The organism is Bradyrhizobium canariense (assembly GCF_019402665.1).
GTDB lineage: Bacteria > Pseudomonadota > Alphaproteobacteria > Rhizobiales > Xanthobacteraceae > Bradyrhizobium > Bradyrhizobium canariense.
Map to the genome: position 1 here is coordinate 14,077 of NZ_VSST01000019.1, position 13,581 is coordinate 27,657.

Annotated in this window: 15 protein-coding genes and 1 pseudogene; 5 read left to right on the plus strand and 11 right to left on the minus strand. The window is 63.7% G+C overall.

Annotation, left to right across the window (positions count from 1 at the left end; genetic code table 11):
* Positions 1 to 4 precede the first annotated feature (4 nt).
* From FXB41_RS09275 to FXB41_RS09295, 5 genes are all read right to left on the minus strand, one after another.
* Positions 5 to 1,162 (minus strand): ABC transporter substrate-binding protein, encoded by a 1,158-nt coding sequence (locus FXB41_RS09275; protein WP_219681520.1) that lies wholly within the window; start codon positions 1,160 to 1,162, stop codon positions 5 to 7.
* Between the two features lie 60 nt (positions 1,163 to 1,222).
* Complete coding sequence (locus tag FXB41_RS09280) at positions 1,223 to 1,810, minus strand: alkylhydroperoxidase domain protein (RefSeq protein ID WP_219681522.1); 588 nt, start codon at positions 1,808 to 1,810, stop codon at positions 1,223 to 1,225.
* Positions 1,811 to 1,823: 13 nt separating this feature from the next.
* Positions 1,824 to 2,447 (minus strand): CMD domain protein, encoded by a 624-nt coding sequence (locus FXB41_RS09285; RefSeq protein WP_219681726.1) that lies wholly within the window; start codon positions 2,445 to 2,447, stop codon positions 1,824 to 1,826.
* Positions 2,448 to 2,493: 46 nt separating this feature from the next.
* The gene (locus tag FXB41_RS09290) at positions 2,494 to 3,528 is read right to left on the minus strand and encodes a putative FMN-dependent luciferase-like monooxygenase (RefSeq protein WP_219681524.1); all 1,035 of its coding nucleotides are present in this window, start codon (positions 3,526 to 3,528) and stop codon (positions 2,494 to 2,496) included.
* A 136-nt stretch (positions 3,529 to 3,664) separates the two neighbouring features.
* Positions 3,665 to 4,459, minus strand: a complete 795-nt coding sequence (locus FXB41_RS09295) for a MetQ/NlpA family ABC transporter substrate-binding protein (protein ID WP_219681727.1) — start codon at positions 4,457 to 4,459, stop codon at positions 3,665 to 3,667.
* 87 nt (positions 4,460 to 4,546) lie between these two features.
* Here FXB41_RS09295 and FXB41_RS09300 point away from each other — a divergent pair, with 87 nt between their 5' ends.
* On the plus strand, positions 4,547 to 4,759 hold the full coding sequence (locus FXB41_RS09300) for a hypothetical protein (protein ID WP_219681526.1): 213 nt from the start codon (positions 4,547 to 4,549) through the stop codon (positions 4,757 to 4,759).
* Between the two features lie 7 nt (positions 4,760 to 4,766).
* Here FXB41_RS09300 and FXB41_RS09305 read toward each other — a convergent pair whose 3' ends face one another.
* The gene (locus FXB41_RS09305; RefSeq protein WP_219681528.1) at positions 4,767 to 6,212 is read right to left on the minus strand and encodes an MATE family efflux transporter; all 1,446 of its coding nucleotides are present in this window, start codon (positions 6,210 to 6,212) and stop codon (positions 4,767 to 4,769) included.
* Positions 6,213 to 6,348: 136 nt separating this feature from the next.
* On the opposite strand from FXB41_RS09305, the gene FXB41_RS09310 reads away from it, so the two are divergent.
* Positions 6,349 to 6,933, plus strand: coding sequence for a TetR family transcriptional regulator (locus FXB41_RS09310; RefSeq protein ID WP_219681529.1), 585 nt, complete (start codon positions 6,349 to 6,351; stop codon positions 6,931 to 6,933).
* A 195-nt stretch (positions 6,934 to 7,128) separates the two neighbouring features.
* On the plus strand, positions 7,129 to 8,916 hold the full coding sequence (locus FXB41_RS09315) for a peptide ABC transporter substrate-binding protein (RefSeq protein ID WP_219681531.1): 1,788 nt from the start codon (positions 7,129 to 7,131) through the stop codon (positions 8,914 to 8,916).
* Positions 8,917 to 8,954: 38 nt separating this feature from the next.
* On the opposite strand, the gene FXB41_RS09320 is transcribed toward FXB41_RS09315, so the two are convergent.
* From FXB41_RS09320 to FXB41_RS09330, 3 genes are all read right to left on the minus strand, one after another.
* Positions 8,955 to 9,140: a hypothetical protein gene (locus FXB41_RS09320; RefSeq protein WP_007595953.1), complete on the minus strand. Its 186-nt coding sequence runs from the start codon at positions 9,138 to 9,140 to the stop codon at positions 8,955 to 8,957.
* 336 nt (positions 9,141 to 9,476) lie between these two features.
* A complete protein-coding gene (locus FXB41_RS09325; RefSeq protein ID WP_219681734.1) occupies positions 9,477 to 9,704 on the minus strand; it encodes a hypothetical protein in 228 nt (75 codons plus the stop codon).
* Positions 9,705 to 9,781: 77 nt separating this feature from the next.
* Complete coding sequence (locus tag FXB41_RS09330; RefSeq protein ID WP_027519884.1) at positions 9,782 to 9,976, minus strand: hypothetical protein; 195 nt, start codon at positions 9,974 to 9,976, stop codon at positions 9,782 to 9,784.
* 115 nt (positions 9,977 to 10,091) lie between these two features.
* Here FXB41_RS09330 and FXB41_RS09335 point away from each other — a divergent pair.
* Positions 10,092 to 10,205: pseudogene (locus FXB41_RS09335) on the plus strand (DUF892 family protein); the annotation flags it as partial.
* A 76-nt stretch (positions 10,206 to 10,281) separates the two neighbouring features.
* Here FXB41_RS09335 and FXB41_RS09340 read toward each other — a convergent pair.
* Complete coding sequence (locus tag FXB41_RS09340; protein ID WP_007595960.1) at positions 10,282 to 11,139, minus strand: SDR family oxidoreductase; 858 nt, start codon at positions 11,137 to 11,139, stop codon at positions 10,282 to 10,284.
* A gap of 63 nt (positions 11,140 to 11,202) precedes the next feature.
* The gene (treZ, locus tag FXB41_RS09345) at positions 11,203 to 13,014 is read right to left on the minus strand and encodes a malto-oligosyltrehalose trehalohydrolase (RefSeq protein ID WP_219681533.1); all 1,812 of its coding nucleotides are present in this window, start codon (positions 13,012 to 13,014) and stop codon (positions 11,203 to 11,205) included.
* Positions 13,015 to 13,290: 276 nt separating this feature from the next.
* On the opposite strand from treZ, the gene FXB41_RS09350 reads away from it, so the two are divergent.
* Positions 13,291 to 13,572, plus strand: a complete 282-nt coding sequence (locus FXB41_RS09350) for a DUF3606 domain-containing protein (RefSeq protein ID WP_219681535.1) — start codon at positions 13,291 to 13,293, stop codon at positions 13,570 to 13,572.
* Positions 13,573 to 13,581: the final 9 nt, after the last annotated feature.

Here is a 13,581-nt window from a genome sequence, read left to right on the forward strand (position 1 = left end):
CCCCTCAGGTCGGCTTGCCGTCCCAGAGCGCGAACTGGCCCTTGCGTACGACGAGCTCGGCATTCATGGCGCCCTTGACGCGCCGGCTCTCGACGTCGAACGTCGCTTTGCCGAAGATCACGCTCGAGACGTCCTTCACTTTCGTGAAGGCGTCGCGGATCGCACGCCGGTCGGTGCCGCCGATCTTCACCACGGCGGCGGCCATGTTCATCGCGTCATAGGCGTAAGCGTTGAACGCGTCGGGCTCCACCCCGTTGTACTTCTTCTTGAAGCCCGCGATGAACGTCTGCACCTCGGGGCGCGGGTCTTCCGGGAAGTAGCGCGTGCCGACATGGACGTCCTCGACGGCCTCGCCGCCGAGCTCCAGGAATTTCGGCGAGTAGACCGAGCTCGCGGCGCAGATCACCTGCTTCAGCCCGACCTGGCGTGCCTGCCGCGCGATCAGCGCACCGTCGGAATAATAGGAGATCAGGATCAGCCCGTCCGGATTGGCGTCGCGGACCCGCACCAGCGTGGAGCGGAAGTCGCGCTCCTCCGCAATGTAGCCTTCGGTGACGGCGATTTCGGCGCCGTGTTCTTTCGCGGCCTTGACGAAATAGTCTCGGCTGGTCCGGCCCCAATCGGTGTTGAGGTGCAGCACGGCGAGCTTCTTCAGGCCGAGACGCTTCACGGCATAAGCCGCCAGCAGCGGCTGCTCGTCAGCCTGGCTGACGGAGGTGCTCCACATGAAGTCGCCGCCCTTGGTGAAATCGGGATGCGAATTGGTGAAGCCGAACTGCACCAGCCCGCCGCGCTGATAGATCGGCGAGGCCGCCATCGAGGCGGGGCTGGAGAAGTCGCCGAGCTCCATGACAATCCTGGGATCGGAGACGAGCTTCTGGGCGATCGCCACCGACTGGCGCGGGTCGCTCTGGCTGTCTTCGAAGCTGTAGGCGAGCTTGCGGCCGTTGATGCCGCCCGCTGCCTGGATCTCGTCCAGCGCGAGATCAAAGCCCTGCTTCCACTGCGTGCCATATTGTGCGTTCGGCCCGGTCAACGGACCGCTGACGCCCAGCAAAATCGGTTCGGACGATTGCGCAAGCGCGGCGCGCGAGAAGGCTGCTCCCGCCATCATGGCGGCAAGCGAGCCCTTGACCAGGGTACGACGATCGATGTTGCTCATGGACGGCTCCATCCTGTCAGGTGTTGAAACAACCAGCAATTTCCATGCCGGTGAGATTGGCTATTTCGAGGGCTCGCCGAGCGACAGCATCAGCCGGTTCGCCCAGTTGAAGAACGACGCGCCGTTGATGACGTCGACGATCTCGGCATCGTCGAGACCGGCGCGGCGCAGCTCATCGATATTGTCGGGGCCGAACGCGATCGGCGTTGCGGCCAACGCCACCGAGGCATTGACGACCGCATTCCAGCGCTCGTCGCCGAGATCGGCGCCGACGCCTTCGTCGAGCAGCCGCTGCACATCGTCGCGGCGCTTGGAATAAGTGCTGGCGAAACGCGCATGCACGGAGGCGCAGTAGATGCAGCCGTTGTAGCGCGAGGTCGCAGCCGCCGCCAGCTCGCGCTCGGCGCGCGGCAGGCCGTCGGCAACGTTGTAGAAGATGTCCTTGTCAGTCTTGGTGCGGGCTTCCAGCACCTCGGGATCGCGCACCAGCAGTCGAAAATATTCGGACTTGGAACGGGAGCGATCGACGAGGCCGGCGAAATGCCGCGCGGTCAGCTCGGCTTCGGGCAGCGGATCGATCCACGACACCCAGCCCAGTTCATCCTGGGTGAAGACGACGGGCGGATTGACGTTGTTTGCAGCGCTCATGATTGCGATCTCCTTAGCCGGCGCCCGCGGCGTTTGCGCTGCCAAGCGAGGCGCCGAGCACGCGCAGTCCGGTGACGACGCGCACCTGGAACGACAGGAACGCAACGAGCTGAGAGAACGTGACGATTCCGGTGTTCGACCAGCCGGCGGCGAGCAGCGCCTTCATGTCGGCTGCAGCCGCATCGCGCGGGCGGAACACCAGCAGATGCGCATGTTCGAACGCCGCAGCGAGCCGGGCGCCAAGCTCGGGCTTGCGCTCAGCGCTGACGCGATAGATCAGGCCGGCCTCGTTCTCGACCGACAGCGGGCCGTCCGGAAACGCACCGTAGGGGCCCGAGGTCTCGCCACGCGCGATTTCGACATCGACCGCTTCGACCAAGCGCGCGCCATTGGCGGTCGCAGCTAACTTCGCCCGATAGAAGCCGGCCATCGTGGGCTCGCGGTGAAGGCCGATCACGAAGAGCGCAACCGCGGCGCGCTCCACCAGCGAGACATCACCGGCATCGATCGGCTCGAACAAAGAGAGATAGCTCTTCTGCGCGTTGTCGCGCGCCTGCAGGCGGCGCGCGCGAATGGCGTCGAGGGACGAACCCGGTTCGATCCCGGCGAGCGTGTCGATGATATCTTTCGTAGCCATCATTCAGCCTCTTGCACCTGGTGCAACGCGATTCCGTTCATTCCGACTATCCCGCCAGCGCCACATCCGCCGCCGTCCGGGTCCAGCCCAGCGCCGGCGCGACCTTCTCCGCGACCAGCTCGATCGAGCGCAGGATATGGGGATGCGGGGCATCGACCGAATGCGCCTGGAAGACGAGATCGGTCACCCGCTCCAGCGTGGCGTCGGCGCGGAGCGAAGCGATGACGTCGTCGGCCGCGCCGACATGGGTGTCGAACGCTGCGATCATCTCCTCGAGCGTCTCGCCCGGCTTGGCGTGGCCGCCCTTGAGGAATTGCGGCAGCGCGCGCCGCAGCCCGATACCGGCAAGGCGCAGCGCCTCGGTGCGGTCGTCGGCGACGAAGATGGTGCGCGAGGCCATGATGCGGGGTTCGCGTCCCGGCGGCAGTGCTTCGAGGTAGGCATCGATGACCGGATTCTGAATCTCGGCCAGCGTTGCCTTCGGCGCCTCCTTGGTTCGAGGCTGGGTGCGCGACAGCAACAGGCCATCGCCTGCCTTGCCGGCACGCGCGCCGCCCGCAACGGAGAACGTCGCCTGCCAGATCCGGTTGTCCAATTGCGGCCGCTGCGGATAGAGCGTGTCGCCACCGTCGAGCGGCTTGCCGACCAGCGCCGTGCGGACGATTTCCAGATTGCGCGCAAAGATCTCGTTGCGCTGGGCGCTGTCGAGGCCGAAGGCGGCAAAGGCCGAGGGATTGCCGCCGGTGCCGACACCGAGCTCGAAGCGACCATTGCAGAGCAGATCGAGCACCGCAGCGTCCTCCGCCACCCTGACCGCATTCTCCAGCGGCAAGGTGACGATGCCGGTGCCGAGCCGGATGCGCGAGGTTTGGGCTGCGACGTAACCGAGGAAAGTAAAGGGCGACGGCAGGCCGCCCTCGCGCTCGTGGAAATGGTGCTGCGCGATCCATGCGGAATCGAGGCCCGCTTTCTCGGCGCGCACGATCTGCTCGGCCGCGAAGCGATATCGGTCGGCGGGCGGGGCGTCGTCGAGAAGCCGTGTGAAAAAGCCCAGGCGTTTCAGGTTTGCTAAGCGTTTCATACGACCCCTGCAAGGCGAGGATGGGCCCCGATGATGTCGGTTGCCGCAGTTCCAGACAAGCGGGCATTGCGCAGGGCTCGTACGCAAGGCTGCCCGCCGGGATCGCCCTGAGCTGAACTTTGGCTGGGCAGACTGCCTACCAGCTCGGCAGTACCGCGCCCTTGAACTTGGTCAGGACGAACTCCTTCACCTCCGCCGTGTGATAGCTGTCTACCAGCACCTTGACCCAGGGCTTGTCCTTGTCGACCGTGCGAACGGCGATGAGATTGACGTAGGGACCCTTCGGGTCCTCGCGCAGGATCGGATCCTTGACGGGATCGAGGCCCGCCTGGGTTGCATAATTGGTGTTGATCGCGGCGGCGTCGACGTCGTCGAGCGCGCGCGGCGCCTGCGCCGCGTCGACCTCGATGAACTTCAGCTTCTTTGGATTCTCGGCGATATCAAGCACCGTCGGCTTGAAGCCCGTGCCGTCCTTCAGCTTGATCACGCCCTTGTCGCGCAGCAGCAGCAGCACGCGGCCGCCATTGGTCGGATCGTTCGGGATCGAGACCTTGCCGCCCTCGGGGATGTCGGCGAAGGCCTTGTGCTTCTTGGAATAGACGCCGATCGGGAAATTCACGGTCAGGCCGACGGCTTCGATCTTGTAGCCACGGTCCGCCTTCTGGTTGTCCAGATAAGGCTGGTTCTGGAACGAATTGGCCTGGATCTCGCCGGCCTCGAGCGCGGCGTTCGGCACGACGTAGTCGGAGAATTCGATGAGCTGGATGTCGAGACCCTGCTTGGCGGCGATCGGCTTCACGGCCTCGAAAATCTGGGCGTGCGGCCCCGGCGTCACGCCGATCTTGATGGTCTCGGCCGAGGCGCCCGCCGACCACGCGACGAGGACGGCAGAAAGGATCAAGGGGAGGCGAAACGACATCTTGGTCTCCATGATCTTGGTCTCCATGATCTTGGTCTCCATGACTCAGCGGCAACGATTGGAACCGTATTCGCTTCTCTATGTGGCGAAATCAATGAAATGGAAATCCATATTGGATGCCGGCAGCGGCAGACACCTTCTCAATTCGATACCAATCGCGAAACGAATTTACAGAGATTAGGAATGCTCTGCGCAAGCGTGACGGGCATCATGGCGCAACAACAGCCGGAGAGCGAAAATGGCGGCGAGATAGCAGCAGGCAATCCAGCCGGGATTTCGGTGCTGGTTGTCGGTGTTGCCAGCATCAGATGATCTGCGCCTACTCGGACCGCCAGGTCGACGGCGACAGCATGATCAGGACACAGATCACGGCATAGGCGGCGAGCGATGCCGTCACCATGGTGGCGAGCCCCGCCATGCCGGCGCCGAAGCTTGCCACCGCGATCCAGCCGCCGCCGGCCGCGATCAGGATGCGCGCGACCGAGGACGCGAGCGGGCCGATGGCGCGGCCGGTGCCTTGCACGGCGAACGACGTCACGAAGCCGAAGCCGAGTGCGACGTAGGCCGGCGCGACGATGCGCAAGTAGGTCATGCCTTCGCGCACCACCTCGGCATCGTGACTGAAGAGATTGAGCCAGGCCGTCGGGAAGATCGCCACCAAAAGGCCGATCGTGCCGGTCATAACCATGCCGACAACGCCGCTGATCCAGCCAATGCGACGTGCCCGCGCCGTCTGTCCCGCGCCCATGTTGACGCCGACCATCGTTAGCGTCGCGGTGCTGATGCCGAACAGCAGCGGGATCATGATGTAGTCGAGCCGGGAGGCGATGCCGTAGCCGGCGAGCGCGGAGGTGCCGAACAGGCCGACCGCGCCGGTGACGAGAATGACGGTGAGATTGGTCAGCACCGCATTGAAGGCGGTGGGAATGCCGACCTTCAGCATGTCACCGAAGATTTTTGCGCGGAGCGGCACGATGTGCAGCTTGAGGCCGGTCGCGCCTGAGGCCATGTAGCGCAGCAGAAACAGCATCGCCGCGCCGTAATAGAGGCCGAAGGCGATGCCCGCGCCGCCGATGCCGAACCGCGGGATCGGTCCCAGACCGAAGATCAGCGCCGGCGACACCGGAATCGTCACGATCGCGCCGACCAGCGTCACCAGCGCGGGCACCTTGACATTGCCCGCGCCGCGTAGCGCCGCCGCCTGGAGATTGACGATCCAGACCGGGATGGCGCCGGCGAACAGATAGTTGGAATAGGTGGTGGCCGCAGCGAGGGCACCGTCGGCGCCGCCAAGGGCGCGGTAGAGATGCGGACCGCCGACGATGACGCCGAGCGTGAACACGCCGCCGGCAATCATCGCGAGCACCACGGCATGAAACAACGCGGCTTCGGCATCGTCGCGGCGGCCGGCACCGACCGCGCGCGCGACCGAGGAGGCAACGCCGCTGCCGAAGCCGCCATTCGACATCATGGTCATCAGCATGAAGATCGGGAACACGAGCGCCGCACCGGCCAGCGAATCGGTGCCGAGGAAGCCGACATAATAGGCTTCCGCGATGTTGACCGCGGTTTGCGCCACCAGGACGGTCACGGTCGGCAGCGCGAGCCGGAGCAGCGTCGGCAGGATCGGCGCCGTCAGCAGCGCTGCGCGCCGCTGCTCGGCCGCGCCTGGTGTTGATGCCGCCACTTGGCGGAGCGGAGCGGTGGCGCGAGCCACGATCTGCGGGGCGGACAAGGCCGGCGCGGCGGCATCCTCGACTGACATGGGTTCGATCCCTGGGGTCCCGAAGGGCCGCCGCCGATCGGCCGCCCATTGCATTATGTTCATAATGTATTATTATGATCATAATGCAATGGGCCCGGCCTCACGATTTTGTGGCGGGGTCGCGCAGGAGGCGGGATTGGCGCGCTACGACAAGGGACACAGGGACACGACGCGGCGGCACATCATCGACGTCGCCTCTTCGCAGTTCCGCGAGAGCGGCATCGCCGCGGTCGGCCTCGCCGGCATCATGGCGGAAGCGGGCCTGACCAACGGCGCCTTCTACACGCATTTCGCTTCCAAGGAGGATCTGGTACGCGCGGTGCTGATCGACGCCCTGGAGCGGCGCGAGCAGAGGCACAAGGACAATCTTGCAAACGGCGTCGCGCTCGAGGAAACGATCCGCGACTACCTCTCCCCGCGCCATCGCGACCGCGCGGGCGCCGGTTGCCCGACCGCAGCCCTTGTCGCCGAAATCGCCCGACATCCCAAGGCGACGCGTGATGCCTTCACCGAGAAGACGTCGGAGATCATCGCGCTGATGGCGGCGCAGATGCCGGAAGGTCCGGTTGCGGAGCGTCGACGACGCGCGATTTCGGTCTACGCAACCATGGTCGGCGCGCTGCAATTGTCGCGCGCGGTGAGCGACAGGCAATTGTCGGAGGAAATTCTCGAGAACGCGGTTGGAGCTGCGCTGGCGCTTGCGAATGGGCGGTTCCCCTAGCTCGCATTGGATCGCCGCCTTGGGTCTCTCGCGCGGCGATCCAGCTAGCGCCCCTTGGCAGCCATAGCTGCCGTCCCCTACGTTCGTCATTTCGCCGCAGGGTTTTCTCACCCTGTCGGCATTGCCGCCTCGCCCGTGATGAAACATGATGGGCCTTGGCCGGTGACGACTTGTCTGTGAAGTGGGGATCATCCGATGAACGAGAACGAAATCCGCAAGTCCATCGCTGAGGTGAAGCAAGGCAAGCTATCGCGACGTTCGTTCATGCAGACGATGGCTGCGATCGGGATCGCAGCGCCGGTCGCAAGCCAGATCCTGGTCTGGAATGACATGGCGATGGCGGACGCCACGCTGCCTTACAAGCCGACCAAGGCCGGCGGCGGCGGCCCGCTCAAGATCCTGCTCTGGCAGGCCCCGACGCTGCTCAATCCGCATTTCGCGCTCGGCACCAAGGACCAGATCGCCTCGCGCGTCTTCTTCGAGCCGCTCGCCGGCTGGGACAAGGAGGGCAACCTCGTCCCCTGCCTCGCGGCCGAGGCTCCATCCAAGCAGAACGGCGGCCTTTCGCCGGACGGCCTGAGCGTGACCTGGAAACTGAAACAGGGCGTGAGGTGGCATGACGGCAAGCCCTTCACTGCCGACGATGTCGTCTTCACCTGGCAATACGCCTCGGATCTCGCGACCGCGGCGTACACCACGGGTTCCTACAAGGACATCACGGTCGAGAAGATCGACGACCACACCGTCAAGGTACTGTTCAAGGCGCCGACGCCGTTCTGGGCCGATCCCTTCGTCGGCTCGGTCGGTCCGATCCTGCCGAAGCATCATTTCGGCGATTATGTCGGCGCGAAGTCGCGCGAAGCGCCCGGCAATCTGAAGCCGGTCGGCACTGGTCCCTACAAATTCGTCGAGTTCAAGCCGGGCGACCTGATCCGGGCCGAACGCAATCCCGACTATCACGTCAAGAACCAGCCGCATTTCGACACGCTCGAAATCAAGGGCGGCGGCGATGCGGTATCCGCGGCGCGCGCCGTGCTGCAGACCGGCGAATATGACTACGCCTGGAACATGCAAGTGGAGGAGGAGGTCCTCAAACGCATGGAGGCCAGCGGCAAGGGCAAGCTCGACGTCACGCCGTCAGGCAATGTCGAGTTCATCATCCTCAACACGACCGATCCGTGGACCGAGGTGGACGGCGAGCGCTCCAGCCCCAAGACCAAGCACCCGACGCTGTCCGATCCCGCCGTTCGCCGCGCGATGAACTTGCTGATCGACCGCGAGTCGATCCAGAAGTTCATTTACGGGCGCGGCGGCGTCGCCACCGCGAGCTTCGTCAACGCACCCAAACAGTTCAAGTCGGCCAAGCTGAAATACGAGTTCGACGTCGACAAGGCCAACAAGGTCCTGGATGACGCCGGCTGGGCAAAGGGCGCGGACGGCATCCGCGAGAAGGACGGCAAGAAGCTCAAATTCGTCTTCCAGACTTCGACCAATGCGCCGCGTCAGAAGACGCAAGCCATCATCAAGCAGGCCTGCCAGAAGGCCGGCATCGAGATCGAAATCAAGGCGGTCACGGCATCGGTGTTCTTCTCGTCCGACGTCGGCAACCCCGACACCTACTCGAAGTTCTATGCCGACATGGAGATGTACAACACGACGCAGCCGCAGCCCGACCCGGAGCGCTTCCTGAACCAATGCGTCTCCTGGGAGATTTCCAACAAGGACAACAAATGGCTCGGCCGCAACGTCTCGCGCTGGTCCGATCCCGAGGCCGACAAGGCCTACAAGGCCGCCCAGAACGAGCTCGATCCGGTCAAGCGGGCCGCGCTGCTGATCAAGGTCGACGAAACTTTTTGCGAGGCCAACGTGTTCCTGCCGCTTCTATCCCGCAACATCGTCAACGCAGGGGTCAACAATCTCATGGTCGACATGTCAGGCTGGGACGTCACGACCTGGAATCTGGCGAGTTGGTACCGCAGCTGACGCTTTCCAGCTCAATTGCCAGTTCAATCCTTGCGAGCTCAATCCCTGCCGGCGAATTGACGGTCGAGGTTTGACGCAGTGTCTGCGCTTCTCAGCCGCTTCATCAGCTCATCCCGCTCCTTGCCGTCGGGCAACGCCTCGGCCTTTTCGCGGATGGTCCTGGTGAACTCTGCAAGCCGCTCTTGAAGCGTGGTGGTTTGCTGAACGCGACGCCGCCTGTGCACGATCGGGTCTCCATGTCATGGCACCATGCGGTGCCTTTCCGCATGGCCGATGATAAGAGCGAGCGCAGCCATGTCTGCATCAAATGATATAGTTCAAGCCATTTGGTGCCGACGCCCTTTGTGCACATGTGAACAGTCGGAGCTGCCTTCAGCTGCCGGTCCGGAACGAAAATGACGGCTGTTACATTGACGCGGCGAGACAGCACGGACGCGCCATGGGCAAGATATTGATCAGCACCGCCGTCGTAAGCCTGGCGCTCATCATTGCCTTCGCGGTCTATGTCATCACTCTGTGAATTGCCGACAGCAGAAGCCAATGATGGTGCGGCTCGGACATCACCCGCGCGCGCAGCAATCGACCAACAGGCCCCAGATCCGCTGCGCCTCGGCCGGCTTGCGGGCTTCGAGCCCCTTCTCCGGGTCGGACTGCGAGTGGCCCGCCACCGGGTGCGTTTCGCGCGGCACGATCCATCTCTGGGAGATCGGGTCGTACCATTTTCCGATCATCATTTCAGTCACGCCGATCGACTCACCGATTTGATCCTGGGCGGAGCTACGGCTCACGGGCTTCGTCCAATCCCATTCGCCGCGCCTCGCCCATTTTACAAATCGGCTTCTTGCCCGATCGTTCCTGCAACGGCTCAGCCAGGCCGCGCCGGATGAAGCGTACGGGGATGCCGCTCGTGCAGCAGCCGCGCGAGCTCTTCCCGCTCCGCTGGCCGTCCCTTCATGGCGGTCTCGAACAGCGCTTCCTGGATGTCGCGGGGCATGTCACCCCAGACGTCCATCGCCGCTCGTCCGAGCAGGCTCGCAAGATGATCCGCTCCATCGCTCATTCGGCTCTCCTGATCTGGTCACGGGAATGGAACAGCTGCAGCTGTGCGGCGTTCCAGTTCCATCATTGACAAGGAGACGTCGTTTACGGGATTCTTCACCAAGGACATCAAATCGATGGAAGACCTGCTGCTGCACGGGCTGCAGGATATCTATTACGCGGAACAGCAGATCCTCAAGGCGCTGCCGAAGATGATCGATAAGGCGACAAACAAGGACCTCGTCGCCGGTCGAGGCGTACTGGTGAAGACGTGCTGGGCGTGGCGGCCCTGCTCGCAGGGCTGCCACGTTCTCGTCGCACGTTCGGTCAGATGAACGGCTTGCCGCCGGTGACCGCCAGGGTCGCTCCCGATGTGTAGCTCGAGAGCGGATCGGCGAGCATGACATAGGCTGTCGCGAGTTCGGCCGGCTGGCCGGCCCGTTGCATCGGCACCTGCTTGCCGAAGTTCTTCACAGTGTCCTCCGCCATCGTCGACGGAATCAGCGGCGTCCAGATCGGACCCGGGGCGACCGCATTGACCCGAATGCCTTTGCTCGCCAGCATCTGGGCGAGCCCACCGGTGAAATTCTGAATGGCGCCCTTGGTCGTGGCATAGGCCAGCAAAGTCGGATTCGGCATGTCGGAGTTCACCGACGCGGTGTTGATGATCGCCGCTCCCGGGCGCATGTGGGGGACCGCAGCCTTGGTGAGATAGAACATGGCGTGGATATTGGTCTCGAACGTCCGCTGCCATTCCTCGTCGCTGATGTCAGCGATCTCCTTGAACGTGTCCTGATGCGCCGCGTTGTTGACGAGGATGTCTATTGCGCCGAACGCCTCGACGGTGCGCTGGATGATCGCGCGGCAATGATCGGGATTGCGGATGTCGCCGGGGATCAGGACGACCTTGCGTCCTGCGCGCTCCACCAGCGTCTTGACCTCGGCGGCATCCTCGTCCTCGTTCAAATAGGCGATGACGATGTCGGCACCTTCCCGGGCATAGGCGATCGCGACCGCGCGGCCGATGCCACTGTCGCCTCCGGTGATAATTGCCTTCTTTCCGGTCAGGCGCCCGGCGCCCCTGTAACTTTCCTCGCCATGATCCGGTCGCGGGTTCATCGCGCGCGTCGAACCGGGCATCGATTGCTGCTGCGGCGGAAAAGGCGGCTTTGGATAGTCGGTCATGAAGCGGCTCCAGAGATTCACTGCGCTAACGGAAAGCTTTCGGAAGCGTTCCTCGCTGTTCCATCACGCCTCGTGGCCAAGCCTTACGATGATGTCGCTCCGCAACAGGGCTGGCGCGTCGGCGGCGCCCAATCGCCATAGGCTCTCGCCCGCAACCAGCGCCGGCATGGGCAGTTCGCCGTCCGCGAAATTGGCGACGATCTGCAAGATGTCTCCGTTCGCCCTCCGCCAACGGGCATCCAGGCCGCCCTTACGCTGGTTCTCCCCCAGCAACTTGCAATGAGCCGAAAGGAAACCCCGTTTGATCAGCGGAACGATCTTCTCGCGCCGTATCTTCAGCAATCGGGATGTTAGGCTGCGAAACCTGGCGCTGGCGGGAGAGCGGTCGATGCCGGTCCAGTCGAGCTTCGATGCCGCGAAGGTTTTTTCATCGCACGGATCCGGAATCCTGGCGCGTATGTCGGGCGTCGAGAACGCCTTGAAGTGCGCGAACTCCTTACGCCGCCCTTCCCGCGTCAGCTCGGCAGCTTCGCCGGACCAGTCTGCGAAAAACAGGAACGGTGTCTCGGCCGCGGCTTCCTCACCCATGAACAACATCGGAATGTGCGGATTCAAGAGAACCAGCGCCATGGCCTGATCCAGTTTCTCCGGACCGACCAGCGCGGAAAGCCGCTCCCCGAGCGCGCGATTGCCGATCTGGTCGTGGTTCTGGGCGAAGAAGATGGTGGCCTCAGGCGGCAGATGCGCGCTCGGCTCGCCGCGCGGTTCGTCATGCAGCGGAAAGACTTCGCCCTGATAGGCAAAGCCCTCGGTGAGCGCTCGCGCGAGATGTTCAAGCGGCCTGTCTGCGAAGGCGCGATAGTAGCCTTCGTCCTCACCCGTCAAGAGGACATGGAGCGCGTTGTGAAAATCATCGCCCCATTGCGCGTCATAGAGCCGGGTTCGCCCTTGAGCACGGTCGAGCAGGCGGGCCTGATTGGCCTCGTTCTCCAGCATCAGATGCACGCGTCGGCCCGGCAGCTGACTGCGAACCGTCTCGGCAAGCTCGATCAGGAAATGGCGGTCGGAATCGTCCTTGAGCGCGTGAACCGCATCGAGCCGCAAGCCGTCGAACCCGTAGTCGCGCAGCCACATCAACGCGTTCTCGATCAGGAACTCGCGCACGAACGCGCCGTCGTGTCCCTCGAGGTTGACGGCAGGGCCCCAGCCGGTGCTATGGCGCGTGATGAAGAAGCTTTCCGCATAGAGGTGCAGATAGTTCAGCTGCGGCCCGAAATGGTTATAGACCACATCGAGGTAGACCAATATGTCGAGGGCATGCGCCGCGCGTAGCAGCCGCTTGAGGTCTTCCGGCCTGCCGTAGCGTGCATTTGGCGCATTCAGCAGCACGCCGTCATAGCCCCAATTGTGCCGGCCGGGGACGTCATTGAGCGGCATCAGCTCGATTGCGGTGATGCCGAGATCGCGCAGATAGGGCAACTTCTTCTCGACGCCGGCATAGGTGCCTTCCTCACTGAAGGTGCCGACATGCAACTCGTAGATCACGGCCTCCGCCCAGGGGCGGCCGGGATAGAGCACCGAGTCCCGGAACGTCGCGGTGTCGATCACCTCGCTCGGCGCCCCGACGTCGTCTGGCTGGAAGAACGAGGCGGGATCGGGAACGACCAGGTCTTCGTTGATCCTGAACTGATAGCGCGTGCCGACATGTGCGGTGGGACTCAACGACTGGTACCAGCCATCATGGTCGCGCGTCATCCGGAGTGGCGGCCGGCCGGCTTCGAGCAATTCGACCGATTGCGCCGTCGGCGCCCAGAGATTGAAGCAGACCCCGTGATCGAGGCATCGAGGGCCGTGGTGTCGCGCTTGCCCGGCCATTCCCAATCTGTGACTCAAACCTGGTCGCCTTTGCGTGGCTGGAAGTAACAGCACGCTTCGCGAGGCTCGATTTTGCGATCGCTTGAGCATGCTCTGGACGGGAGAAGCCGAGATGGAGGCATTCGTTCCTCAGGCCGGCACCACACTGATGCGCCGTGCGCGTTGTGTGCACTTTTGGGCCGAGGTGCGGCGACGATGGTTGGGGAAGATCACTGTTGCAAACAGGGAACGGAATCGCCTCGGCGACGGTTGCAATTCTACACGGGAGTTTTCGCCATGCGCCGCTCGAAGCCACAGCCGATCCGCAACAAGCTCGACCTGACCGACCGTACTCAAGTCCGCCTCGTCAGAAAGCGTCTCGGACTGTCCGATGCGGAGCTGACCAGCATCGTCGAGCGGACCGGCAACTCGATTGCGGCTATCAGCAAGGAGGCGGCGCTGCAAAGGGCAACCACGCTGCCCAAGCCGGACGATGTGCCTCCTGCCGCCGTGATCGCTTCGGCGACCGTCGGCGAGCAGGCGACGACGGAAGTGACGGCGATCCCACCAAATTCTTGATCGACTTTT

Bases quoted from the DNA above. Each gene is read 5' to 3' on its own strand.
- FXB41_RS09275 (WP_219681520.1), bottom strand. From the start codon at position 1,162: ATGAGCAACATCGATCGTCGTACCCTGGTCAAGGGCTCGCTTGCCGCC.
- FXB41_RS09280 (WP_219681522.1), bottom strand. From the start codon at position 1,810: ATGAGCGCTGCAAACAACGTCAATCCGCCCGTCGTCTTCACCCAGGAT.
- FXB41_RS09285 (WP_219681726.1), bottom strand. From the start codon at position 2,447: ATGGCTACGAAAGATATCATCGACACGCTCGCCGGGATCGAACCGGGT.
- FXB41_RS09290 (WP_219681524.1), bottom strand. From the start codon at position 3,528: ATGAAACGCTTAGCAAACCTGAAACGCCTGGGCTTTTTCACACGGCTT.
- FXB41_RS09295 (WP_219681727.1), bottom strand. From the start codon at position 4,459: ATGGAGACCAAGATGTCGTTTCGCCTCCCCTTGATCCTTTCTGCCGTC.
- FXB41_RS09300 (WP_219681526.1), top strand. From the start codon at position 4,547: ATGGAAATCCATATTGGATGCCGGCAGCGGCAGACACCTTCTCAATTC.
- FXB41_RS09305 (WP_219681528.1), bottom strand. From the start codon at position 6,212: ATGTCAGTCGAGGATGCCGCCGCGCCGGCCTTGTCCGCCCCGCAGATC.
- FXB41_RS09315 (WP_219681531.1), top strand. From the start codon at position 7,129: ATGAACGAGAACGAAATCCGCAAGTCCATCGCTGAGGTGAAGCAAGGC.
- FXB41_RS09330 (WP_027519884.1), bottom strand. From the start codon at position 9,976: ATGAGCGATGGAGCGGATCATCTTGCGAGCCTGCTCGGACGAGCGGCG.
- FXB41_RS09340 (WP_007595960.1), bottom strand. From the start codon at position 11,139: ATGACCGACTATCCAAAGCCGCCTTTTCCGCCGCAGCAGCAATCGATG.
- treZ (WP_219681533.1), bottom strand. From the start codon at position 13,014: ATGGCCGGGCAAGCGCGACACCACGGCCCTCGATGCCTCGATCACGGG.
- FXB41_RS09350 (WP_219681535.1), top strand. From the start codon at position 13,291: ATGCGCCGCTCGAAGCCACAGCCGATCCGCAACAAGCTCGACCTGACC.